This is a genomic window from Streptomyces sp. NPDC102283 (genome assembly GCF_044766265.1).
Taxonomy (GTDB): Bacteria; Actinomycetota; Actinomycetes; order Streptomycetales; family Streptomycetaceae; genus Streptomyces.
Window position 1 is genome coordinate 291,769 of sequence record NZ_JBIWLQ010000009.1, and the last position, 23,736, is coordinate 315,504.

Below are 23,736 nucleotides of genomic sequence, written 5' to 3' on the forward strand. Positions count from 1 at the left end.
CGCTCCCGTCGCGCGTGTTGTGCTCGGCCCCTCCCCAGGTCCGAGCGCTGTACGGGGCATCATCACACGGCCCTCCGACACCCGGCGCCCGGCGGTCAGGTCACCGGCCGGGCGCCCCGACGCGCAGTCCGTCCACGACGGGATCCAGGAGCCGGCCGGCCCTCGGCACCCAGCCCTCGTGCGGATCGATCTGCCGGAGACCGGCGATGGCGGCGAAGAAGTCGTCCCGGGGCGCCCCGGGACGGACGGCACCGGCGTCCTCGCAGGCGCGCAGCAGGGTTCCGGCCGCCTCCATGACCGGGGCGGGGCCGGGCTCGGCGGGTCCGCCCGGCGCGCTGGTGACCAGCCGGATCGCGTCCGCCAGGCCGGCCTCGGTCAGGGCGGAGCGCGAGGTGGTCCATCCACTCGCGCAGGGCCCCGTTCGGGCGGGAGCGCCTGGAGCGACTCGCCCGAGGCATCGGCGACCTGCCGCGTCTCGTAGCGGTAGACCTCCAGGACGAGCGTCTCCCGGTGCGGGGAGTTCCGGTAGAACGTGCCCTGCCCGACGCCCGCCTTCCTGGCGATCGCGCTCAGCGGGGCGTCCGCGCACAGCGTCAGCTCGACCCATGGCCGCGCGCAGGATGCGCTCGCGGTCGCGCCGCCCGTCGGGACGCAGGGGAGCGTCCTTCCTCGGCTGCGACACGGCTCCTCCTCGCGGCTCCGGCCGAAACCCGTCCTTGTCGGCCGGACAGCTGTCCGTTACGTTTTTTCCCTTGAGCGGACAGCAGCACGGTCAGGGCTACCTCAGCGCCGGTCGCGTTCGCCGGCCACCGGGTCGACCGGTCGCCCGTCGGTGGCCCGGTTCCTCCTCACCAGACACCGGAGAAGGCTGAATCATGGCCCCAGCGACCTCGTCGACGTCCAGTGCGATCACCCTGAGCGTCAACGGCGAGAAGCACCATCTGTCCATCGACCACCGCACCACCCTGCTCGACGTCCTGCGCGAGCGCCTCGACCTCACCGGCACCAAGAAGGGCTGCGACCAAGGACAGTGCGGAGCCTGCACCGTCCTGGTCGACCGGCGGCGCGTCCTCTCCTGCCTCGGCCTCGCGGTCGCGGCCGAAGGGCGTGAGATCACCACCATCGAAGGAGTGGCCGAGGGCGATGGCCTGCACCCCGTCCAGCAGGCCTTCCTCGACCTCGACGGTTATCAGTGCGGCTACTGCACACCCGGCCAGATCTGCTCGGCCATCGCCGTCATCGAGGAACACGCGGCCGGCTGGCCGAGCGCCGTCACCGACGACCAGGGGCCCGGGTCCGGGCCGCCACCGCTGACGCCCGACGAGATCCGCGAGCGCATGAGCGGCAACCTGTGCCGCTGCGGCGCCTACGTCTCGATCGTCCAGGCCGTCGCCCGCGCCGCCGAGGCGCACGCCGAGGGCCGGGCGGCAGCCACGAAGGAGGCCGCCGCGTGAAGGAGTTCGGCTATCGGCGCGCCCACGACGTCACCGGCGCGGTCGCCCTCCTCGCCGCCGACCCGCAGGCGCGGTTCCTCGGTGGCGGCACCAACCTCGTCGACCTGATGAAGTCCGGCGTGGAGCGCCCCGCCCGCCTCGTCGACATCCGCGAACTTCCCCTGAACCGCATCGAACCCACGGCGGACGGCGGCCTGCGCATCGGCGCGACCACCACCAACAGCGATCTCGCCGCCCACCCCGAAGTCCGGCTCCGCTACCCGGCGTTGGCCCAGGCCGTGCTGGCCGGAGCCTCCGGACAGCTGCGCAACATGGCCACCGTCGGCGGCAACCTCCTCCAGCGCACCCGCTGCGGCTACTTCACCGACGTCTCCGGGCCCTGCAACAAGCGCGCTCCGGGCAGCGGCTGCCCCGCCGTCGCCGGCGAACACCGCAACCACGCCGTCCTCGGCGCCTCCGGCCACTGTGTGGCCGTCCACCCCTCCGACATGGGCGTGGCGCTGACGGCGTTCGACGCCGTGGTCTCCTACGAGAGCGCCGACGGGCCCGGCGAGACACCGTTCACCGACTTCTACCTCCCCGTCGGAGACACCCCGCACCGGGAGACCGCCCTGCCGCCCGGCGCCCTGATCACCCACGTCAGCCTGCCCGCCGCGCCCGTCGCCGCCCACTCGCGCTACCGCAAGGTGCGCGAACGCGCCTCGTACGCCTTCGCCATCGGCTCCGTCGCCGCGGCGCTCGACATCGAGGACGGCCTCGTACGCGAAGCGCGCCTCGCCCTCGGAGCCGTCGCCTCCCGGCCCTGGCGCGCCCGTGCGGCGGAAGCCGTACTGACCGGCGCACCGGCCGACGGCGCGTCCTTCGCCGCCGCCGCGGACGCCGAACTCGCCGCCGCCCGGCCGCTGCCCGACAACGGATACAAGGTGGCCCTCATGCGCAACCTCGTGGTCTCCGTATGCACCGAACTCGCGGCACGGGACGCCCGATGACGGCCACCACGCCGGGGCGCCGGGCCGCGCGCGGAGCGGTCGGCGTCGCCCACACCCGCGTCGAGGGCCGCGACAAGGTCACCGGCGCGGCCCGCTACGCGGGCGAGATCCCGCATCCGGACCTGGCCCACGGCTGGCTCGTGCTGTCCACCCTCACGCGGGGCCGGATCCTCGACGTGGAGAGCGCCCCGGTCCTCGACATGCCGGGCGTGCTCACCGTGCTGCACCACGGCAACGCCTCCCGGCTGAAGACCGACTGGACCGGCCTGTTCGGCACCCCGCCGGACCCGACCTGCGCCGTCTTCCAGAACGACAGGGTGCCGTTCGCCGGCTGGCCGGTCGCGCTGGTCGTCGCCGAGACCCCCGAGCAGGCCCGGGAGGCCGCCGAAGCGCTCGTGGTGAGGTACGACCGGGAGCCCCACGACACCGCGCTCGTCGCCGACCACCCCGGCGCCCGCCTCGCCGACTCCCAGACGTCCGCCGGGATGGAGGACGGCGACCTGGAGGACCGGCTGGCCGCGTCCGCCTTCGTGGTGGAGGGGCGCTACACCACCCCCGAAGGCCAGCACAGCATGATGGAGCCGCACGCGGCGACCGCCCGCTGGGACGGCGGGCGGCTCGACGTCGTCGACTCCAACCAGGGCGCCGGCTGGGTGCAGGGCGAGCTGGCCGCGATGTTCTCGCTCGACGCGTCCTCGGTGCGGGTGCGCTCCGAGCACATCGGCGGCGGATTCGGCAGCAAGGGCCTGCGGGCCCACCAGGTGTCCGCGGTGATGGCCGCGACCGTCCTGCGGCGCCCGGTGCGCGTCGTGCTGACCCGCCGTCAGATGTTCGCGCTGGCCGGCTGCCGCAGTCCCACCATCCAGCGGATCAGGCTCGGGGCGGCCCCCGACGGCCGGCTGCTGGCCCTGGAGCACCTCTCGCTGAACCAGACGTCGACGGTGTACGAGTTCGTCGAGACCGGCGCGGGTGTCGCCCGGGTGCTGTACGGCGCCGAGGCGCACCGCACCGCCAACCACGTCGTACGGCTCGATGTGCCCTCCCCGACCTGGATGCGCGCTCCGGGGCAGGCACCGGGGTCGTTCGCGATCGAGACGGCCCTCGACGAACTCGCGACACGCGCCGGTGTCGACCCGATCGAACTGCGCCTGCGCAACGAGCCGGAGACCGGTCCCGTCTCGGGGCTCCCGTACAGCAGCCGCAATCTGGCGGCCTGCTTCCGTGAAGGCGCGCGCAGGTTCGGCTGGGCGGACCGCGACCCGCGCCCCGGCACGCGCCGCGACGGACGCTGGCTGCTGGGCACCGGCACGGCGGCGGCCTCCTACGGTGCCGGCGCCGCCCCGTCCACCGCCCTGGTCACGGCGGAGGCGGACGGTTCCTTCACCGTACGGATCACCGCGGCCGACATCGGCACCGGAGCCCGCACCGCGCTCACCCTGGTCGCCGCCGACGCGCTGGAGACCGTGCCCGCACGCGTCCGGGTGCGCGTCGGCGACAGCGACTTCGGCCCCGCGATGATCGCCGGCGGCTCCATGGGCACCCGCTCCTGGGCCTGGGCGGTCACCGCCGCCGCCGCCGAACTGCGGGAACGGCTCGCGGCGACCGCGGTGATCCCCCCGGAGGGGATCACGGTGCGGTCCGACACCACCGAGGCCGTCAGGGACCTCGCGCGGAAGGAACGGCACTCCTACGGGGCCCAGTTCGCCGAGGCCGCCGTCGACACCGCCACCGGCGAGGTCCGGGTGCGCCGCATGCTGGGTATCTTCGCCGCGGGCCGCATCGTCAATCCGCTCACCGCACGCAATCAGCTCGTCGGCGGGATGACCTGGGGCATCTCCATGGCCCTGCACGAGGAGGCGGTCCGCGACCGGAACAGCGGCGGCCACTACGCCCCCGACCTCGCCGGCTACCACGTGGCCACGCACGCCGACGTCCCGGACATCGAGGCGGACTGGGTGGACGACGACGACCCGGACGATCCGGTCGGCATCAAGGGCGTCGGGGAGATCGGCATCGTGGGCGCGGCGGCGGCCGTCGCCAACGCGGTCTGGCACGCCACCGGCGTCCGCCACCGGGACCTGCCGATCCGCCCCGACCGGGTCCTCACGGCGACGGTGCCGGACCCCGCCGGGGGAGCGGCGGCCGCCGGCCCCTGACCGGGGGCGCGGCGCCCGTCCACCGGGAGCCGCACCCTGAGCCCCACCTGGGCCGGGGGGCCGTCATCCGGCGCCGAGTCCGCCGCGGATCCGCTCGACGACGGCGGCGACGAGCTGGTCGAACTGCTCGCCCGCGGTGGGAAGGGGCAGCGCGGCGGCCTGCCGGAGGGTGGGGATGTCGAGGTCGGCGTGAGCGGTGAGCCAGAGGTCGGGGACGAGCGTGTTCCGGTCGCCCTCGTGGTCGGCGGGCCCGTCGACCACGAGGGCGAAGGACAGCACGAGCAGGGAGAGCTGGCGGTGCGCCGCGAGCTCTGTTGCCTACGGCGCGGGCGCGGGGCCGGGGTGGTCGATCCCGATCCGGGCCAGGCGTAGCTCCTCGGCGTGCGGGCTCTTCCTCGCCACGTGGTTCACGAGCCAGTCGTGCACCTGGGGCGCGCGGGCCTCACGCACCACGGAGTCCGGCGCGTCACGCTCGAGCGCCTTCGGCCGGCGGACCAGGACGGCCGGCGGCACCGCCGCGGTGTCACCCGTCTGCCACAGCCGCACGCGAGCTCCCGCCGCGTCCACAGCCGCACGCGAGCTCCCGCCGTGTCCCCAGCCGCTTCGCGAGGGCGCGCAGCCTTCCGAGGTTTCCCTCGTGATCGTCGCCGTGCTCCTCCTTCGCCGCGCTCTCTCGGGTCCTCCGGCGCGGCCGACCAGGCCATCACCCCGGCCACCGTCGCGTCGGTCGGCGTCCCTGCGGCCACCTCGGCCTTTGGCGGTCTGTTCGTTCCGCGTACGACGTACCTCCGGCGCACAGCCGGTCTCCCGGAGAGGCGGGCGGCCGTACATGTTTGGCGGAGCCGTTCGAGGTCACTCCCCTACAGCGGCGCGAACCACCGGGAGCGGGACTTCCCCGGGTGAGTGACCCTGGAGTGCGCGCCGGGACCGAGGAGACAGGTACCGCTCGACGATGGAACTACCGCTGACCGCACAGGAGGACACGATGCGTGACGTACGCAGGATTCTGCGGGCCAAGGTGCTGAGGGCCCGCGGACTGGCCACGGAATCGGACGGCAAGGCGCTCGACGACCAGGACCGCAGGGACGAGGGCCGCCGGCAGCAGGCCGAGGCGCGCCGCCACGAGCAGCGGGACCGGCCAGACGGGCGTCCGGGCCGTTGAACGGGCGCGGGGTCCGGGCACCCGGGGGCGAGGACGGCCCGGTGGCGCGGCAGGCCCCGTCGGACGTGTCCGGCAGGGCCGCGCGGCCGGGCGCGGAAGCGCCGCGGCCGGGCAGGGTCGTGCGGCTTCCCGGCGTCTACCGGCCGCAGACCGACACGCTTCTCCTCGCCCTGGCCATGCGCCGGGAGGGGATCGGAGCGGGCACGGACCTGCTGGACCTCTGTACCGGGAGCGGCGCGCTGGCCCTGCACGCGGCCCGGCTCGGCGCCCGCGTCACCGCGGTGGACATCAGCCGCCGGGCCGTGGCGTCCGCACGGCTGAACACCGCGCTGGCCCGCCTGCCCGTCACCGTGCGCAGGGGTGACCTGCTCCGGGCCCTGCCTGGCCGTACGTTCGACGCGGTCGTCAGCAACCCCCCTTACGTCCCGGCTCCCGGCCTGTCGGTGCCGTGGCACGGGGCCGGCCGCTCCTGGGACGCGGGCCCCGACGGCCGGGTGATCCTCGACCGTATCTGCGACGACGCCTTCGCCGCGCTGCGCCCCGGCGGTCTGCTCCTGCTGGTCCAGTCGGGGCTGAGCCGCCCCGAGGAGACGGTCGGCCGGCTGTCCGCGGCCGGACTGGACGTCTCCGTGACCGACCGGGTGACGATCCCGTTCGGACCGGTCACCCGCGGCCGGGCGGCCTGGCTGCGGGACAGGGGTCTGCTGAGGGACCGCCTGGACAGGGAGGAGCTGGTGGTGATCCGTGCCCGGAAGGAATGAGACGCCCCGACGCGTGGTGCTGAACAGGGAAGGCCCGATCCTGGTGGAGGGGCCGGTCGAGGTCGTGGGCGACGACGGCACGACGACCCGGTCCGACCGCTTCGTCGTCGCGATCTGCACCTGCCGCCGCAGCCGCGCCTACCCCTGGTGCGACACCAGCCACCGCCGCCGCCGCCGCGAGCAGGCCGGGCCCTCCGGGGCCCCGCCCGGCGGCCGACAGCCCCAGGAGGGCGAGGAGGAGTCCCGACCGTGACGACACCGGCCACCACCCCCCATCGGAGCCCCGCGGCCTCTCCCGGACTGCCCCGGGCCCGCGGACCCCTGAGCGAGAGCGTCCTCGCCGTACTGACGGGCGGTCGAACCCGCCTGCCCGCGGCCGGTGCGGTCCGCGCCGCCGACCCGTACGGGGACGACCTGCACCTGCTCCTGTACGTCCTGTACGAGCTCCACTACCGGGGGTTCGCCGACGTGGACGAGCGCCTGGAGTGGGACCCCGCCCTGCTCGGCGTGCGCGCGGCGGCCGAGGACGTCTTCCTGGACGCCCTGCGCCGTGACAGCGGCCCGGGCGGCAAGGACGTGGCGCAGGCGGTCGACGCGCTCCAGCTGGAACCCGTCGGGGACGACGGGCACAGCGTCAGCCACCACCTCCAGCGGGAGGGCGAGCTGTGGCAGCTGCGCGAGTACGCCGCCGTGCGCTCCCTGTACCACCTCAAGGAAGCCGATCCGCATCTGTGGGTGGTGCCCAGGCTCCGCGGCCGGGCGAAGGCGGGCATGGCCGCCGTCGAGTTCGACGAGTTCGGAGCGGGCCGGGCCGAGGACATCCACGCCCAGCTCTTCGCCGACCTGATGACCGACCTCGGCCTGGACGCGCGATACGGCCGCTACCTCGACGCCGCGCCCGCGCAGGCCCTGGCCACCGTCAACCTGATGTCCCTGTTCGGGCTCCACCGGCGGCTGCGCGGCGCCCTCGTCGGGCACTTCGCCACCGTGGAGATCACCTCGTCCCCCGGATCGAGGAGGCTGGCCGAGGCACTGCGCCGCGTGGGCGCCGGCGTCGCGGCCCAGCGGTTCTACGACGAGCACGTGGAAGCCGACGCGGTCCACGAACAGGTGGTGCGCCACGAGGTGATCGGCGGCCTGCTGGAGGACGAGCCCGAGCTGGCAGCCGACATCGTCCTGGGCATCGAGGCGACCGGCCACCTGGAGGACCTCCTCGGGGACCACCTGCTGGCGGCGTGGCGCGCGGGGCGCTCCACGCTGCGCACACCACTGACGCGGCCCTGAGGAGAGGGACTCAGAGCTGCCGAGGTGACGACGGCATGATCAGAACCCCTGCTCATCCCCTGATCTGTCCAGGGCTCGCCCTCGGACCTGTGCGCATCCGAACCCGTCAGGGGGCTCCCTGGAGCACTCCGTCGCGCACCCGCTCGCAGGACTGGCTGAGCAGCCGCGACACGTGCATCTGCGATATGCCCAACTGTTCGGCGATCCGGACCTGGGTCATGTCCTGGAAGTAGCGGAGGTAGAGGATGGTCCGCTCCCGCTCGGGAAGCCCCCGCAGCCCCGGCTTGACGGCCTCGCGGTCGACGGCGACGCCCAGCGCCGCGTCGCAGGAGCCCAGCCGGTCGGCCAAGGGCGAGCCGCCCTCGACGCCTGCGGGCTCGGCGTCCAGCGAGATGGCGCTGTAGCTCTCCAGGGCCTCCAGACCCAGCAGTACGTCCTCCTCGCCGAGCCCGGTGGCCGAGGCGAGGTCGGCACAGGTCGGGGCCCCGGCCCCACTCCTCTGCGCCAGCTCGCGCCGGGCCACCCGCACCCGGTTGCGGAGGTCCTGGACGCGGCGTGGGACATGGACGTCCCAGGTGTGGTCACGGAAGTGCCGCTTCAGTTCCCCGGTGACGGTGGGTACGGCATAGGTCTCGAAGGCCTTGCCCCGCTCCGGGTCATAGCGGTCCACCGCCTTGACGAGCCCCATCGCGGCCACCTGCCGCAGATCGTCCATGGCCTCGCCGCGGTCACGGAAGCGGGTGGCGATCCGGTGGGCCATCGGGAGCCAGGTGCAGATGGTCTCGTCGCGCAGCGCGTCCCGCTCGGGCCCCGGAGGAAGCGCCCGGAGCCGCTGGAACGCCCGGTCGGGCGGCCGGGGGCCCGTGGCGTGGTCGGGACCGGAGGCGGCTGCAGCCTGCATGGGTGGTCACTCCTCGTCGGCGATGAGGTCGGTCAGCCGCAGGATGATCACCGGGCCGGACGAAGGCGCCGCCCGGAATCCCACGGGCGCGCCTCTTGTCCGAAGCACACAAAACACCCCATACCCGATGAAATAACCACTAAACTTGGATGGTCGTGGTGTACAGGGCCGACGACTCGGTCCGCGTGTCAGCCGGAGAGCGACGCCGGTCGGTATCCGTGAGCGTGGCGTCCACATCGAAGATCGCCGCGCCCGCCACGCTCACCCGTTCCTCCCGCCGCTCACCCGCTGCCCCCGTCGTCAGGCTTCGCGCTCCTGGGTGTCCGCCTCGTCCGTGACATGCACAGCCGCTTCCTCCGCCGAGGCGGCGTCGCCGTCGATGCCCACGTCCTCGGCGTAGACGTCGTTCTCCCGCCCGGTCGCGTCGTCCGCGCCGCTGAGCCGGCCTGCCCGGGGCTCGACGGTGGCCCCTTCCCGGGGCTCTCCCTCGCCCTCGGCGAGGTCGCCGATGCCGTCGCCGACGGGCTGTTCCACATCGTCGACCTCCTGGGCGAGCCGCTGGTCCAGCGATTCGCCGCGGCGCTCCTCCGCCCCCGTCGTGCCGAACTTGGTCACTCCCAGGGGGCGTTCGGGAGGGCTGTAGCCCTCTTCCATCTGGTCGTCCAGGTCCCGTTCGCCGAGCGTGTTCTCCAGGTCGAGCTCGTCGTTCGGCGGAATCCGGCCGTCGTCGTCCTGCGGCTGGTACACGTCGTCGCCGCGTGCGTCTGCGGGCATGTCCTGCTCCTCCGTCGTGCGTGCGGCCGTCCGGCCCGGATAGTGATGTGCGTCAGCGTCCGAGGGCCTTACGGAGCTCTTCCTTGTTCATGGAGGAACGCCCGTCGATGTTCTTCTTCTTCGCCTCCGCGTACAGCTGGTCCTTCGTGGGACCCTGCGCGCCCTTGTGGGAGCGTTCGCCACCGCGTTCGTAGGCGGACTTCCCGTCCTGCGTCGACGTCCTGCTCGCCGTCCTCGACTCGCCGGACCGGGCGCGCTGCTTGTTGACGGTCCGGGCCGCGATCTCCTTCGCACGACCCTTCGAAGCGCCCTGCTCCTCCTGGCTCTCCTTGATGTGCTCGTACTGCCGCTCACGCTTCTTGCTGGATCCGGCCGGCATGACGTGCTCCTCACTCCGCCTCGGGGGACGCCCACCGCGTTACCCGTACGGATCCCACTAAACAGCGCACCCCTGAACCCCGCTCCCGGACGCGTGCAACGGAGTAGCGCCGCCGAGGGCGGCGGACGGCGCCGAGGGCTGCTTTCCCAACCGGTCGGCGCCTGAGCTCCGCGTACGCCGGATACCTGCTGCTGGAGTACCCCCACAGCGGAGGCCAAACATGCCCCGGCCGACGGCCGGCCGTACATGTCCGTCCTCAGGTCACGGACGGGGGCGCAGGCCGGGGCCGCCGGTGGGGGGCGTGCCGGAGACGCTGCCGACCAACTGCGCACAGAGGTCGCGGAGTTTCACATTGCGGTGTTGCGACGCGGTGCGCAGGGTTCTGAGTGCCTCTTCCGGGCCGCAGCGGCGCTGGTTCATGACGATCCCGGCCGCCTGGTCGATCACGGCGCGTGACTGGAGGGCGGCCTCCAGGTCGGCGGTGAAGGTCCGGGTGTCCGAGAGCCGCTGGGCGAGCGCGACAGCCCCCGTCGCCTGGGCGGCGAGGGCGCGCAGCCCGCTCAGATCGGCGTCCGCGAAGCCGTTCTCCTTGGGCGAGTAGAGATTCAGGGCGCCCGCCGTGTGGGAGTGGGCCGCGATCGGCAGGGACAGCGACGACAGGGCCCCGGCGGCGACCGCGAAGGCGGGGTAGCCGTTCCACCGGTCCTCCACCCGCATGTCGCTCACATTGACCTCGTGCCCCTCGCGCAGCGCCTCCAGACAAGGGCCGTCGTCCTGCCCGTACTGGGCCTCGTCCAGCGGTGGGGCGCTGATGCCCGCGCTGGCCACGGTGAGGGGGCGGTTCTCACGCTCCAGAGTCACCCCGCAGCCGTCGGCCGTGGGGGACATGAGCAGGGCGCTCCGGGCCAGCGCCCGGAGGAAGTCGTCCAGCGTGTCCGTGTCCAGCAGGAGAGAGACGAGGTCGGGCGGCCCCGGAGTGAGGGCTCCGTCATCGGTCATGGTCGCTCCCTTCCCGGCCTGAATCCTGGGACCAGCATGGCACTGCACGGGCCCGGCCGCGCCACTCCCTCCGGGCGCGGGACTCCGCCCCGCGTCTGTCGCCGCCGGACAGGTGTCGCGCGTCGCGGAGCGGGCATACGCGGCGTACGCAGGTCAGGAAGCGGCCGCGCACTCAGCCCTGCTTCCCTGGAGTGCCCATGTTCCTGCTCAGCTATCACCTCGACGCCGCGCACCTGGTCGTGGAACTCGGCACGGTGGTCGACCTCGACAACGAGGCGGCGATCGAGCGTGAGATCGTCCGCCTGCTCCCGTGCTGCGGGCCCCGGGCGATCATCGTGGACCTCCGCACCCCCCTGCTCACCCCTCGCGCCCTGGGACTCCTCCTGCGGGTGCGGGGCCAGGCCGAGGAGCGCGGCGTCTCGATGGCGGTGGTGGCCGGGTACGACACGGCCCGCGAGGTTCTGAGCGCAGCCGGCCTCCACCGTGTCCTGCGGGTCGCCTCCTCCCTCCCGGGCGCGGAGCTGCGCAACCGGGGGTGCCGGCCGGTGCCCGAGGCGTCCCGGAACGGGAAGCCCGGCGACCGGCGGAGCGCGCCGCAGACCGCCGGGGCCTCGCAGCGTCCGCTCGGCCCGTACGCCGACACCTCGCGGCCCCGTTTCCCCGGGGACCGCTGACGGCCGGAGCCGGTGGCCGGAAAGTGACGGGGGATCGGCTCCGAGGGCAGAACCCCTGCTGAGGTGCGGTCCCCACGTGCTGCGGCGCTTTCGGGCCCGGTCGGGCCGGCTTCACGACACCGGGCCGACCGCGCCGGACGACAGGGCATAATGGAGCGCTGGAGGTCAGGAAACGGCCCATGAGAATTCTTCCTGCCTCCGTGGAGTTTCCCGTGAACATCTGTCCTCGTGGCCGCGCCGCCCTCACGGCCCCGGTCCTGCCTCCGGCCGCCGGCGCTTCCGGAGCCGCGCACCCGTCCGTACGGGCGCCCCGCAACCGGCCACCCGCGACGCGATCCCGCCCCGCAGGCGCACCGCCGACAGCCCTTCCCCTTGCGGCCGTTGGCGCGCCCACTCTCCAGCGGCCGTCCCGCAGCGACGCCTGACCTTCTCACCGCCCCACGCCCGGAGCCGGTGCGTAGGTGGCGGCTGCCCCTTCCCGGCGGCCCGGACCGCGCCGCTCAGCTCTGTCCCGCCCCTTTTCCGCGGTGGGTCACCGCCCAGAACGAGATGATCATGACTGACAGGCCTGTGGCCGAGGCGCCGGACACGACCGCGCTGCTCCTGGATACGGCGTCGCTGGACGAGTTCCTGCGCGCCCTCGCCCGCAGCGCCCTCGCCCTGGTGGAGGAGGCCGACGGCTGTGGCATCACGCTGGAGCGGCTCGGGCGTCCCGTCACCGTGTCCAGCGTAGGGGCCAGCGCCACGAAGCTGGACGAGGCCCAGTACGGGCAGGACGACGGCCCCTGCCTCCAGGCGATGCGCACCGGCCGCGAGGTCAGCGTGCCCGACACCCTGCGGGAGAGCCGCTGGGCCGACTACCCCGCCTACGCCGCCGTCTGCGGAGCCCGCTCCTCGCTGTCGTTGCCGATCGCGCCGCACAGCCACACGGCCGGGGCCCTCAACCTGTACGCGCCCGTACCGCACGCCTTCGACACGGTCGACCTGACGGCGCTGAGGCTGCTCACCGCACAGGCGACCGGGGCGATCGCGCTGGCCCAGCGCATAGCGGACACCGAGGAGTTCGCCGCGGACCTGGAGGCCGCCCTGCGCTCACGCACCGTCATCGACCAGGCGATCGGCGTGGTCGTCGGGCAGCAGCGCTGCACCCCGGAGAAGGCGTTCGACGTCCTGCGCACCGCCTCGCAGCACCGCAATATCAAACTGCGCGAACTCTGCGCCGAGTTGATATCCAGCATCACCGGCGAGGCCCCGCCCGAAGGCCGCATCCGGCCCCGGGCCTGACACCCTCGGGACCCCGGCCCGGGTGACTCCGTTTGAACACCGGCACACGGGTAGACGGCGCACGTCCCCGCCGGTCGAACGGAAGGAAGAACCCGTGTCCCGGGATCAGCGCAAGAACATCTTCATCATCGGAATGGACGAGGCGAACCTGAGAACGCTGGAGGCCGTTCCGGACGCCCGCCACCACCGCCTCCACCCCCTGCTCAGCGTCAAGGAGTTGCAGGAGGACGAGACCACCGTCGACGAGCTGCTGACCCGCGCCCGCGCCGTCCTCGACGCGCACGAGGGAGGCATCGACGCGATCGTCGGCTACTGGGACTTCCCCGTGAGCACCCTCGTACCCCTGCTGAGCAGGGAGTACGGCACGACGAGCACCAGTCTGGAATCCGTCGTCAAGTGCGAGCACAAGTACTGGAGTCGGCTGGAGCAGCAGAAGGTCATCGACGAACACCCCCGCTTCGGCCGGGTGGATCTGGACAGCGACGATCCGCGACCGCCGGACGGCGTGAACTTCCCCATGTGGCTCAAGCCCGCCCTGGCCTACTCCTCCGAGCTGGCGTTCGGCGTCTCGGACATGACGGAGTTCCGGTCGGCGGTCACGGAGATACGCGAGGGCATAGCCCGGGTGGGAAAGCCCTTCGAAGCCATACTCGACCTTCTGGAACTCCCGCCGGAAATGGCAGGGGTCGGCGGGCAGGTCTGTCTGGCCGAAGAGGCCATGACGGGGATCCAGGTGGCTGTCGAGGGATATGTCCACCGCGGCGAGGTCACCGTCTACGGCGTGCTCGACTCGATCAACTACCCCGGCTCCTCGTCCTTCCTGCGCCACCAGTATCCGAGCACCCTCCCGGCCCCGGTGATCCAGCGGCTGCACGAGGTCAGCGAACGCACCATGCGGCAGATCGGCATGGACGCGGCGACCTTCAGCATCGAGTACTTCTACGACCCGAAGACCGCCGACATCAGCCTGCTGGAGATCAACCCCCGGCACTCCCAGTCGCACGCGGAGATGTTCGACTTCGTCGACGGCGTGCCCAACCACCATCGGATGTTCCGGCTCGCCCTGGGCGGCGACCCGGCCCTGCCGCCCGGCGGCGGCCGCTACGAGGTGGCCGCCAAGTGGTACTACCGCTGGTTCGGCGAGGGCCGTGTCCACCAGGTGCCGACCGCCGAGGACATCGCCGCCATCGAGCGGGAGATCCCGGGCGTCCGGATCGACATGGTCCCCTCCGAGGGGCAGCGGCTCTCCTCGGTCAAGGGCCAGGACAGCTACAGCTACGAGCTCGCCCACATCTTCACCGGCGGGGACGACGAGGACGACCTGCGCCGCAAGTTCGACGCCTGCGTCGCGGCCCTCGGCCTGAGCTTCGACGAGACGCGACCGGGCGGGCGCGGCCGGAATTCTTCGTGACGCCCCGGGTACCCGCCCCCACCGGACCCGACGTCAGGAAGGACCCTGCCACCCGTATGCGATTCGTCGAGAACCTTCCGTACGAGACGGGGGAAGAGGACCACGTCACCATCACCATGGCGGACGGGGTGCGCCTGTCGGCCAGGATCTGGCGGCCCACCTCCTCCGACGGGGACCCGGTCCCCGCGGTCGTGGAGTGCATCCCCTACCGCAAGAACGACCTCACCTCGACCCGCGACGCCATCCACCACCCGTACATCGCGGGCCACGGCTACGCCTGCGTACGCGTGGACCTGCGAGGGACGGGGGAGTCGGAGGGCGTGCTCCTGGACGAGTACCTGGAGCAGGAGCAACGCGATGCCGAAGAGGTGCTGGCCTGGGTCGCCGCGCAGCCCTGGTGCGACGGGAGCACCGGCATGATGGGCATCTCCTGGGGCGCCTTCGCCGCGCTCCAGACGGCGGCCCGGCGCCCCGAGAGCCTGAAGGCCATCGTCATCGCCTCGTTCACCGACAACCGGTACGCGGACGACATGCACTACCTCGGCGGCGCCATGCTCTCCGACAACCTCGCCGAGGCCGGGACCATGTTCGCGTACGCCACCTGCCCGCCCGACCCCGCCCTCGTGGGGGAGCGGTGGCGCGCCATGTGGCGGGAGCGGCTGGAGGCCGCCCGCCCCTGGGTCCTGGAATGGCTCCGCCACCCGCGCCGCGACGCCTACTGGCAGCACGCGTCCCTCAACGAGGACTACACGCGGCTGCGCTGCCCCGTGCTGGCCTCCAGCGGCTGGGCGGACGGTTACTCCAACGCCGTCACCCGGCTCCTGGCAGCCGTGGACGTCCCCCGCAAGGGGCTGATCGGACCCTGGTCCCACACCCTGCCGCACCTCGGCGAGCCCGGTCCGGCCATCGGCTACCTCCAGGAAGTTGTCGCATGGTGGGACCACTGGCTCAAGGGCGTCGACAACGGGGTGATGGACGGGCCGATGCTCCGGACCTGGATGCAGGACAGCGTCCCGCCGTCCACGTCCTACCAGGAGCGCCCCGGCCGCTGGGTCGCCGAACCCTCCTGGCCCTCGCCCCGGGTCAAGGAGGTGGCGTACCCGCTGCGCGGCTCCGCCATCGTGACGGCGGACACGGAGGAGGCGGCCGCGCCCGGCCGTGACCGTACGGTCCGGTCGCCGCTCTCCGTCGGCCAGTTCGCCGGCAAGTGGGCCTCGTACAACGCTCCGCCCGACCTGCCCTACGACCAGCGCGAGGAGGACGGCGGCTCCCTGGTCTTCGAGACCGAACCGCTCGCCGAACGCCTGGAGATCCTCGGCTCGCCCTCCGTCGCCCTGGAGGTCTCCGCCTCCGCTCCGGTCGCCCAGATCACGGCCAGGATCTCCGACGTCGCCCCCGACGGCCGCGCCACCCGGGTGACGTACGGCGTACTGAATCTGACCCACCGCGAGAGCGACGAGCACCCCGAGCCGCTGGAGCCCGGCCGGCGCTGCCAGGTCCGCATCCCGCTGAACGGGGTCGCGCAGGCGTTCCCGCCCGGCCACCGGGTCCGGCTCTCCCTCTCGACCTCGTACTGGCCCCTGGTGTGGCCGGCTCCGGAACCCGTCCTGCTCACCGTCCACGAGGAGGGCGGCGCGCTGACTCTTCCCGTACGCCCCATCGAGGAGCCCAACGGCATGCCCCAGGCGGACTTCGGGGAACCGGAAGGCTGCCGGCCGCCGCCCGTCACCCGGCTGACCGAGCCCGAGCAGGCCTGGGACGTCTCCAGGAGCCTGGTCGACTACCACTCGGCCCTCGACATCGTGAAGGACCGGGGCATGCAGCGGTACGAGGCGAACGGTATCGAGGTGGGGCTGCGGGCCTGCGAGAAGTACACCTCCGTGGCCGACGACTTCACCTCCCCGAGCGCCCGGTCCGCGTGGACCATGCGGTTCTCCAGGCCCGGCTGGGACGTCCGGGTCGAGACGAGCACCGTCCTGACGGCGAACGCGGACGCGTTCACCGTCGACGCCACGCTGGACGGTTACGAAGGAGGCCGGCGGGTCTTCTCCCGCACCTGGAACGAGACCGTTCCCCGGGATCTGGCCTGATGACCCGGCAGGGAGGACGAGGCCGGACGTGACGATCACCACCGAGGGCGCGGTGTACGGGTGCCTCGGCATCGGGGCCTTCCTCGCCGCGGTGCTGCCCCGGCTGCTCTCCCGTCTGCCGGTCTCCGTGCCGATCGTCTTCCTGGCCGCCGGAGTGGCCCTCTACCTGACGCCACTGCCGCTGCCGGAGGTCGACCCGGTCGCCGACCGCCTCTGGGTGCACCACCTCACCGAGCTCTGCGTGATCGTCTCGCTGATGGGAGCGGGGCTGGCCATCAACCGCCCCTTCGGGTGGAGGTCCTGGGCGTCGACCTGGCGGCTGCTCGGGCTGGCGATGCCCCTGACGATCGGGGCGACGGCGCTGGCCGTATGGGGACTGCTCGGCTGGCCGGTGTCCGTGGCTCTCCTGGTGGCCGCGGTCCTCGCGCCGACGGACCCCGTGCTCGCCTCCGAGGTGCGCGTGGGGGAGCCTTCCGCCGAGAAGAACGACGAGGACGAGGTCCGCTTCGCGCTGACGAGCGAGGCCGGACTCAACGACGGCCTCGCCTTTCCCTTCGTCCTCGCGGCCATCGCCCTGGCCGCCGCGGGGGAGAGCTGGGCCGGGGGCTGGCTGACGCACTGGGCCTGGAGCGACGTACTCGTACGGATCTCCGTGGGCGTGGCGGCGGGCCTCGCCATCGGCCTCCTGCTGGGGCGGCTGCTCTTCCGGTCCCGCGCCGGATCGCTGCGGCTCGCCGAACAGGGCGAGGGGTTCGTGGCGCTGGCGGCGACCTTCCTGGCCTACGGCCTGACCGAGGCCCTGCACGGCTACGGCTTCCTCGCGGTCTTCGTCACCGCGTGCGCCCTGCGCCGGTCGGAGCACAGCCACGGCTACCACCAGGTGATGCACGCCTTCGTCGAGCAGATCGAACGCCTGCTGATGGCCCTGCTCCTGTTCGGCGTGGGCGCCTACGTGGCCTCGGGCGGACTGGCCGCGCTCACCTGGAGGGGGGCGGCGGTCGGCGTGCTGCTGCACCTGCTCATCCGCCCGGCCGCCGGCCTGCTCGCCCAGCTGCGGGGCCCGGGCCGGCCGAAGGAGCGCGCGGCCGTCGCCTTCTTCGGGATCCGGGGCATCGGCTCGCTCTTCTATCTCGCCTACGCCTTCGGCGAGGGGGACTTCGGGCCGTTGGAGAGGGAGATGTGGGCGGTCGTCGTCTTCGCCGTCCTGGTCTCCGTGGTGGTCCACGGGGTCGCGGCGGCCCCGGTGACCTCCTACCTCGACCGGCGCTCGGCCGGGTCCTCCCGACGCGATGCCCCTGCGGGCCCCGGCCCCGAGAGCGGGTGAGCCGTGTCTCACCAGGGCCCCACGACTTGTCTATGCAACGAGTTGCATAGAAGGATCGCGGTATGGCCCTCGACCACGCGATCCTCGTCTCCCTGCTGGAGAAGCCCGGCTCCGGCTATGAGCTGGCCCGGCGGTTCGAGCGGTCCATCGGGTACTTCTGGACCGCCACCCACCAGCAGATCTACCGCGTGCTCGGGCGGATGGTGACCGACGGCCTGCTCCGCGTCCGCGAGGTGCCGCAGCAGGGCCGGCCGGACAAGAAGGAGTACTCCGTCACCGGGCCCGGCCGCGCGGCCCTCGCCGCGTGGCTGCACAAACCGATCGAACCGGAGAGCCTCCGGCATGACCTCGCCGTGAAGATCCGGGGCGCGGCCTTCGACGACCCGGCCGCCCTGATCCGCGAGGTCGAGCGGCACCACCGGGCCCACCGGGACCGGCTCGCGCACTACCTCGCCGGGGAACTGCGCGACTTCACCGGGCCCGACGCCCCCGCGCCCGCGGACGCGGGCCAGGAACTCCAGCACGTCGTGCTGCGCGGCGGCATCGCGTACGAGCGCATGACGATCGCCTGGCTCGACGACGTACTCGACACCCTCGTCCGGCTCGCGGCTCCGGGGCCGGACGCCTGAACGGCTCCCGGGCCGCCACCTCCGTAACCACCACGACCCTCACCCTTCCCGACCCTCACCCTTCCCGGAAGGCACCGCCATGGCTGAGTCCGCGTCCTTGCTGTTCAACCCGCGTACCTACGACCCCCAGCACTTCGACCCGGAGACCCGCAGGCTGCTGCGCGCCACCGTCGACTGGTTCGAGGAGCGCGGCAAGCGCCGGCTGATCGAGGACTACCGCTCCCGCGCCTGGCTGGGCGACTTCCTCGCCTTCTCCGCGAAGGAGGGGCTGTTCGCCACCTTCCTCACCCCCGCCTCCGCCGCGGGCGACGACGACCAGCGCTGGGACACCGCCCGGATCGCCGCACTCAACGAGATCTTCGGGTTCTACGGTCTGGACTACTGGTACGCCTGGCAGGTGACCGTCCTCGGTCTCGGCCCGGTCTGGCAGAGCGACAACGCCGCCGCCCGCGACCGGGCGGCCGAACTCCTCTCCCAGGGCGAGGTGTTCGCCTTTGGTCTCTCCGAGAGGACCCACGGCGCCGACATCTACTCCACCGACATGCTGCTGGAGCCGGACAGCGCGGTCGACGGCGGCTTCCGGGCCTCCGGCTCCAAGTACTACATCGGCAACGGCAACGCCGCCGGTCTCGTCTCCGTCTTCGGCCGGCGCACGGACGTCGAGGGCCCCGACGGCTACGTCTTCTTCGCGGCCGACAGCCGCCACCAGGCGTACCACCTGGTGAAGAACGTCGTGGACTCCTCCAAGTACGTCAGCGAGTTCCGCCTCGCCGACTACCCGGTGGCCCCCGCCGACATCCTGCACACCGGACGGGCCGCCTTCGACGCCGCGCTCAACACCGTCAACATCGGCAAGTTCAACCTGTGCACCGCCTCCATCGGCATCTGCGAGCACGCGATGTACGAGGCCGTCACCCACGCGAGCAACCGCATCCTCTACGGCCGCCCCGTCACCGCCTTCCCGCACGTGCGCCGCGAGCTGACCGACGCCTATGTCCGGCTCGTCGGGATGAAGCTGTTCAGCGACCGAGCCGTCGACTACTTCCGCTCCGCCGGGCCGGAGGACCGCCGCTACCTGCTCTTCAACCCGATGACGAAGATGAAGGTGACCACGGAGGGCGAGAAGGTCATCGACCTCATGTGGGACGTCATCGCCGCCAAGGGCTTCGAGAAGGACAACTACTTCGCCCAGGCCGCCGTCGAGATCCGGGGCCTGCCGAAGCTGGAGGGCACGGTCCACGTGAACCTCGCGCTGATCCTCAAGTTCCTGCGCAACCACCTGCTCGACCCGGTCGACTTCCCGGCCGTCCCGACCCGCCTCGACGCAGCCGACGACGCGTTCCTCTTCCGGCAGGGTCCCGCGCGCGGCCTCGGCTCCGTACGCTTCCACGACTGGCGCCCCGCCTTCGACGCGTACGCCGCGGTGCCGAACGTCGCCCGCTTCCGCGAGCAGGCGGACGCCCTGTGCGCCTTCGTCGAGACGGCCGCCCCCGACGAGGCGCAGAGCCGCGACCTCGACCTCCTCCTCGCCGTCGGCCAGCTGTTCGCGCTCGTCGTCCACGGTCAGCTGATCCTGGAGCAGGCCCGCCCGACCGGCCTGGACGAGGAACTGCTCGACGAACTGTTCGCCGTGCTCGTACGCGACTTCTCCGCACACGCGGTCGAGCTGCACGGCAAGGACTCCGCGACCGAGGACCAGCAGGACTGGGCGCTCGGCGCGGTACGCCGCCCCGTCGTCGACGCGGCCCGCTCCGAGCGGATCTGGGAGCGCGTCGAGGCGCTGTCGGGGGCGTACGAGATGGCGGAGTAGCCCGCTCCCGGGAGGGGCGGCGGGCCGGGGCCCGTTCCGTTTGCGGGGCGGTGGACATCGCGTTTCAGTGGGAGAGCCCCCCTCGCCCCCTTGGAGCTGACATGTCGATGGCGTTCGGTTCACCCCTCGGTCCGTCCGATCCGTTCAGTGACCTGTTGAACCGGTTCTTCGGCATGTCGCCCGCCTCCTCGCCCCCGGCCATGCAGCGCGTCCCGATCGGGCGGCTGCTGACGGAGTCCTCCCACGAACTGCTGGGCCGGGCCACGAGCAAGGCGGCCGAGGACGGAACGGCGGACCTCGACACCGAGCACCTGCTGTGGGCGGCGGCGCAGGTCGAGCCCTCGCGCGGGCTGCTCACCCGGGCCGGGGTCGACCCCGACGCCCTCGCCGGGCAGCTCGACGCGGTGCTGCCCCGGGAGGCCGGCGAACCGTCCGCCGAGCCAGGTCTCACCCCGGCGGCCAAACGGACCCTCACCGCCGCCTACGCCCGCTCGCAGGCGGCGGGAGTGTCCTACATCGGCCCCGAGCACATCCTGGGCGCGCTCATCGACGACGCGGACTCCGGGGCCTCCCGCTTCCTGGGCGCGGACGACCTGGACGTGGGGAAGCTGCGCGGCGCCACGGACCGGGCGACGGGCGGGGACGGGGCCTTTGGCGGGGGGAAGCAGCCGTCGACGACCCTGGACGAGTTCGGCAGGGACCTCACGGAGGAGGCGAAGGCCGGGAAGCTCGACCCCGTCGTCGGGCGGGCCGAGGAGATCGAGCAGACCATCGAGATCCTCTCGCGGCGCTCCAAGAACAATCCCGTCCTCATCGGCGAGCCCGGCGTCGGCAAGACCGCCATCGTGGAGGGCCTCGCCCAGAGCATCGTCGTGGGCGAGGTGCCCGACGCACTGAAGGACAAGCGGGTCGTCTCGCTCGACCTGTCCGGCATGGTCGCCGGAGCCCAGTACCGGGGCCAGTTCGAGGAACGGCTGAAGAAGGTCATCGAGGACGTGCAGAAGTCCGAAGGGGAGATCATCCTCTTCATCGACGAACTCCACACCGTCGTCGGCGCGGGTGCGACGGGAGAGGGCTCGATGGACGCGGGCAACATGCTCAAGCCCGCCCTCGCGCGCGGCGAGCTCCACGTCGTGGGCGCGACGACGATCGACGAGTACCGCAAGCACATCGAGAAGGACGCGGCCCTGGAGCGCCGCTTCCAGCCCGTTCTCATCCCGGAGCCGACCGTCGAGGAGACCGTACAGATCCTCGAAGGGCTGCGGGACGCCTACGAGGCCCACCACCAGGTCCGCTTCGCCGACGGGGCCCTGACGGCGGCGGCCGAGCTGTCCGACCGCTACGTCAGCGACCGCTTCCTGCCCGACAAGGCCATCGATCTGATGGACCAGGCCGGGGCCCGCGTACGGCTGCGCAGCGCGAACCGCTCCACCGAGGTCGTCAGCCGCGAGGACCGCCTCGCCAAGCTGCGGCGCGAGAAGGACGAGGCCGTCGCCGGCGAGGAGTTCGAGAAGGCCTCCGGGCTGAAGCGGCAGATCACCGAGGTCGAGGGGGAACTCGCCGGGATCGAGGAGCGCCGCGAGGGCGTCGTCTCGGTCACGGCCTCCGACATCGCCGACATCGTCTCCCGCCGCACCGGCATCCCGGTCTCCCGGCTCACCGCCAGTGAGAAGGAGAAACTCCTCAAGCTGGAGGAGGAGATGCACGCCAGGATCGTCGGCCAGGACGAGGCGGTCACCGCGGTCTCCGAAGCCGTGCGCCGCAACCGCGCGGGCATGGGCGACCCGAACAGGCCCGTCGGCTCGTTCCTCTTCCTCGGGCCCACCGGCGTCGGCAAGACGGAACTGGCCAAGACGCTGGCCGAGCTGCTGTTCGGCGACGACGACCGCATGGTCCGGTTCGACATGAGCGAGTTCCAGGAGAAGCACACGGTCGCCCGGCTCGTCGGAGCGCCGCCCGGATACGTCGGTTACGACGAGGCCGGCCAGCTGACCGGGAAGGTACGGCGCAACCCCTACAGCGTGGTGCTGTTCGACGAGGTCGAGAAGGCACACCCCGACGTCTTCAACACGCTGCTCCAGATCCTCGACGACGGCCGGCTCACGGACGGACAGGGCCGTACGGTCGACTTCCGCCACTGCGTCGTCATCATGACGTCCAACATCGGCGCCCACCGCATCCTCGCCCACCGGGGCGACGCCGCCGAGCTCAAGGACGAGCTGATGGAGGACCTGCGGGGACGGTTCCTGCCCGAATTCCTCAATCGCATCGACGACATCATCGTCTTCCACAGCCTCACCGAGGCCGACCTCTCCGAGATCGTCGAGCACCTGCTGGACCGCAGCAAGCACCGGGTCCACGCCCAGGGCATGACCCTGGAGGTCACCGAAGCGGCGAAGAAGCTCCTGGTCACCCACGGTTACCAGCCGGAGTTCGGCGCCCGACCGCTGCGCCGCACGATCCAGACGGAACTGGACAACCGCGTCGCCTCCCTGCTGCTCGGCGGCGGGGCCGACCCCGGGGACACGATCGTCGCCGACGTGGTCGACGACTCCCTGCACTGCACGATCCGCAAGGGCGACGGAGCCGCGAGGACCCCGGTGGACCCCGCCGCCCCCGGCGGCAAGGAGTGAGTGACTGATGTCCGGGGGCGTCTCGGTCCTCGGGGAGCCGCTCCAGGGCTGCGGCCGCACCGGTGCGGGCCACGCGCGCTCCGGCACCGCCTGCTGCCCTCCGTCCTCGGCGCGAGCATCCTGGCCACCACGATCAACCCGGTCGCCGGCATCGTCACCGGCCGAGGCCCCGGCGCGGACGCGTCGACGCTCCGGGCACGTCAGCACCACCGGACCCGTCAGGACCCCGGAAGGGTCAGCCGTCGTGTGACGCGCAGCGCCGACTCCAGCAACCGCGCCCTGACCTCGGTGGTCCGGTACATCCGGTCCGACCGGAACGAGATGCCGATCGCCCCGACCTGGTCACCGCTGTACACGGGCGCCGCCACGCACGTCGTGCCCCGCGCGTACTCCCCCCGGTCCAGCGAGAGCGGGCCCGCGGGGGCGGAGTCGAGCTGCCGCAGCAGCTCCTCGCGGGAGGTGATGGTGCGGGGTGTGAGGTCGGCCAGGGAGTGCCGGGAGAGATAGCCGGCGCGGGCCTCTCCATCCAGCTCGCGGAGCACGCTCTTGCCGAGCGCGGTGGCGTGCCCGGCCTCCTGGAAGCTCACCCACAGGTCCACCCGAGGGGCCGGGGGGCTGTCGACGATCTCCAGGACCCGGATCTCCCCCTCGTCGTACAACGTCAGGTAGGCGGCGGCGGACAGGCTGTCGCGCAGCGACGACAGCAGCGGGCGGATGCGCTCCCGCAGCGCCTGGCCGTCGACGGCGGCGTGCCGTGGGGAGTCGCGCTCACGGAGGGTGAACGCGTCGTCGTCCAGCTCGTGCAGATAGCCGTCCTGGGTGAGCTCGCGCAGGAGCCGCCGGGCCGTGGGTTCGGGCAGCCCCGCCTCCTGGGCCAGCTGCCGCACGGAGGCGCCGTCCCGGTGTGCCCCAGCGGCCTCCAGCAACCGGAGGTCCTGCCGGACGGACACCGTCGGCTCGGGGCCGGCCTGGTCACCCATGGCACCAGCATGGACCCGGCGCGGGGGAGCGGCAAGGCCGCT

At 72.6% G+C, this 23,736-nt stretch carries 21 protein-coding genes and 3 pseudogenes; 16 read left to right on the forward strand and 8 right to left on the reverse strand.

Annotated elements, in window-relative coordinates:
• Window positions 1–100: 100 nt before the first annotated feature.
• Window positions 101–682, reverse strand: a pseudogene (locus tag ACIRJT_RS20215) (TetR/AcrR family transcriptional regulator).
• Window positions 683–875: 193 nt separating this feature from the next.
• On the opposite strand from ACIRJT_RS20215, the gene ACIRJT_RS20220 reads away from it, so the two are divergent.
• From ACIRJT_RS20220 to ACIRJT_RS20230, 3 genes are read left to right on the forward strand one after another with little or no spacing between them, the layout of a single operon-like run.
• A complete protein-coding gene (locus ACIRJT_RS20220; protein ID WP_403911019.1) occupies window positions 876–1,454 on the forward strand; it encodes a 2Fe-2S iron-sulfur cluster-binding protein in 579 nt (192 codons plus the stop codon).
• The gene (locus ACIRJT_RS20225) at window positions 1,451–2,443 is read left to right on the forward strand and encodes an FAD binding domain-containing protein (protein ID WP_403911021.1); all 993 of its coding nucleotides are present in this window, start codon (window positions 1,451–1,453) and stop codon (window positions 2,441–2,443) included. The genes ACIRJT_RS20220 and ACIRJT_RS20225 overlap by 4 nt, the downstream gene beginning before the upstream one ends.
• Window positions 2,440–4,599: a xanthine dehydrogenase family protein molybdopterin-binding subunit gene (locus ACIRJT_RS20230; RefSeq protein ID WP_403911023.1), complete on the forward strand. Its 2,160-nt coding sequence runs from the start codon at window positions 2,440–2,442 to the stop codon at window positions 4,597–4,599. The genes ACIRJT_RS20225 and ACIRJT_RS20230 overlap by 4 nt, the downstream gene beginning before the upstream one ends.
• Before the next feature lie 63 nt (window positions 4,600–4,662).
• On the opposite strand, the gene ACIRJT_RS20235 is transcribed toward ACIRJT_RS20230, so the two are convergent.
• Window positions 4,663–4,878 carry a hypothetical protein gene (locus tag ACIRJT_RS20235; protein WP_403911025.1) on the reverse strand — a complete coding sequence of 72 codons (216 nt, stop codon included), beginning with the start codon at window positions 4,876–4,878 and terminating at the stop codon, window positions 4,663–4,665.
• 81 nt (window positions 4,879–4,959) lie between these two features.
• Window positions 4,960–5,345, reverse strand: a pseudogene (locus ACIRJT_RS20240) (DNA alkylation repair protein); the annotation flags it as partial.
• 206 nt (window positions 5,346–5,551) lie between these two features.
• Here ACIRJT_RS20240 and ACIRJT_RS20245 point away from each other — a divergent pair.
• Genes ACIRJT_RS20245 through ACIRJT_RS20260 form a run of 4 tightly spaced genes read left to right on the forward strand, consistent with a single transcriptional unit; the run spans window position 5,552 to window position 7,806 of the window.
• On the forward strand, window positions 5,552–5,761 hold the full coding sequence (locus ACIRJT_RS20245; RefSeq protein WP_403911027.1) for a hypothetical protein: 210 nt from the start codon (window positions 5,552–5,554) through the stop codon (window positions 5,759–5,761).
• A gap of 41 nt (window positions 5,762–5,802) precedes the next feature.
• Window positions 5,803–6,522: a HemK2/MTQ2 family protein methyltransferase gene (locus ACIRJT_RS20250; protein ID WP_403911028.1), complete on the forward strand. Its 720-nt coding sequence runs from the start codon at window positions 5,803–5,805 to the stop codon at window positions 6,520–6,522.
• 13 nt (window positions 6,523–6,535) lie between these two features.
• A complete protein-coding gene (locus ACIRJT_RS20255) occupies window positions 6,536–6,775 on the forward strand; it encodes a CDGSH iron-sulfur domain-containing protein (protein WP_403911030.1) in 240 nt (79 codons plus the stop codon).
• Window positions 6,772–7,806, forward strand: a complete 1,035-nt coding sequence (locus ACIRJT_RS20260) for an iron-containing redox enzyme family protein (protein WP_403911032.1) — start codon at window positions 6,772–6,774, stop codon at window positions 7,804–7,806. Before ACIRJT_RS20255 ends, ACIRJT_RS20260 begins: the two co-directional genes overlap by 4 nt.
• 106 nt (window positions 7,807–7,912) lie before the next feature.
• On the opposite strand, the gene ACIRJT_RS20265 is transcribed toward ACIRJT_RS20260, so the two are convergent.
• The 4 genes from ACIRJT_RS20265 to ACIRJT_RS20280 form a co-directional block, all read right to left on the reverse strand.
• Window positions 7,913–8,707: a SigB/SigF/SigG family RNA polymerase sigma factor gene (locus ACIRJT_RS20265; protein ID WP_403911034.1), complete on the reverse strand. Its 795-nt coding sequence runs from the start codon at window positions 8,705–8,707 to the stop codon at window positions 7,913–7,915.
• A gap of 300 nt (window positions 8,708–9,007) precedes the next feature.
• Window positions 9,008–9,481, reverse strand: coding sequence for a DUF5709 domain-containing protein (locus ACIRJT_RS20270; RefSeq protein ID WP_403911036.1), 474 nt, complete (start codon window positions 9,479–9,481; stop codon window positions 9,008–9,010).
• 52 nt (window positions 9,482–9,533) lie between these two features.
• Window positions 9,534–9,860: a plasmid stabilization protein gene (locus tag ACIRJT_RS20275; protein WP_403911038.1), complete on the reverse strand. Its 327-nt coding sequence runs from the start codon at window positions 9,858–9,860 to the stop codon at window positions 9,534–9,536.
• 261 nt (window positions 9,861–10,121) lie between these two features.
• Window positions 10,122–10,859: a GAF and ANTAR domain-containing protein gene (locus ACIRJT_RS20280; RefSeq protein WP_403911040.1), complete on the reverse strand. Its 738-nt coding sequence runs from the start codon at window positions 10,857–10,859 to the stop codon at window positions 10,122–10,124.
• Window positions 10,860–11,056: 197 nt separating this feature from the next.
• Here ACIRJT_RS20280 and ACIRJT_RS20285 point away from each other — a divergent pair, with 197 nt between their 5' ends.
• The 9 genes and pseudogenes from ACIRJT_RS20285 to ACIRJT_RS20325 form a co-directional block, all read left to right on the forward strand.
• Window positions 11,057–11,533, forward strand: a complete 477-nt coding sequence (locus tag ACIRJT_RS20285) for an STAS domain-containing protein (protein WP_403911042.1) — start codon at window positions 11,057–11,059, stop codon at window positions 11,531–11,533.
• 555 nt (window positions 11,534–12,088) lie between these two features.
• Window positions 12,089–12,817, forward strand: coding sequence for a GAF and ANTAR domain-containing protein (locus ACIRJT_RS20290; protein ID WP_371622079.1), 729 nt, complete (start codon window positions 12,089–12,091; stop codon window positions 12,815–12,817).
• Window positions 12,818–12,911: 94 nt separating this feature from the next.
• Window positions 12,912–14,228 (forward strand): acetyl-CoA carboxylase biotin carboxylase subunit family protein, encoded by a 1,317-nt coding sequence (locus ACIRJT_RS20295; RefSeq protein WP_403911044.1) that lies wholly within the window; start codon window positions 12,912–12,914, stop codon window positions 14,226–14,228.
• Window positions 14,229–14,284: 56 nt separating this feature from the next.
• The gene (locus tag ACIRJT_RS20300) at window positions 14,285–16,318 is read left to right on the forward strand and encodes a CocE/NonD family hydrolase (RefSeq protein ID WP_403911046.1); all 2,034 of its coding nucleotides are present in this window, start codon (window positions 14,285–14,287) and stop codon (window positions 16,316–16,318) included.
• Window positions 16,319–16,346: 28 nt separating this feature from the next.
• Window positions 16,347–17,642, forward strand: a complete 1,296-nt coding sequence (locus ACIRJT_RS20305; RefSeq protein WP_403911048.1) for a cation:proton antiporter — start codon at window positions 16,347–16,349, stop codon at window positions 17,640–17,642.
• A 62-nt stretch (window positions 17,643–17,704) separates the two neighbouring features.
• Complete coding sequence (locus tag ACIRJT_RS20310) at window positions 17,705–18,271, forward strand: PadR family transcriptional regulator (protein ID WP_403911050.1); 567 nt, start codon at window positions 17,705–17,707, stop codon at window positions 18,269–18,271.
• 79 nt (window positions 18,272–18,350) lie between these two features.
• Window positions 18,351–20,081: an acyl-CoA dehydrogenase family protein gene (locus tag ACIRJT_RS20315; protein WP_403911052.1), complete on the forward strand. Its 1,731-nt coding sequence runs from the start codon at window positions 18,351–18,353 to the stop codon at window positions 20,079–20,081.
• A gap of 101 nt (window positions 20,082–20,182) precedes the next feature.
• Window positions 20,183–22,714, forward strand: coding sequence for an ATP-dependent Clp protease ATP-binding subunit (locus tag ACIRJT_RS20320; RefSeq protein WP_403911054.1), 2,532 nt, complete (start codon window positions 20,183–20,185; stop codon window positions 22,712–22,714).
• Window positions 22,715–22,789: 75 nt separating this feature from the next.
• Window positions 22,790–22,876: pseudogene (locus ACIRJT_RS20325) on the forward strand (DUF1345 domain-containing protein); the annotation flags it as partial.
• A 56-nt stretch (window positions 22,877–22,932) separates the two neighbouring features.
• Here ACIRJT_RS20325 and ACIRJT_RS20330 read toward each other — a convergent pair.
• Window positions 22,933–23,694: an IclR family transcriptional regulator gene (locus tag ACIRJT_RS20330; RefSeq protein WP_403911056.1), complete on the reverse strand. Its 762-nt coding sequence runs from the start codon at window positions 23,692–23,694 to the stop codon at window positions 22,933–22,935.
• Window positions 23,695–23,736 lie beyond the last annotated feature (42 nt).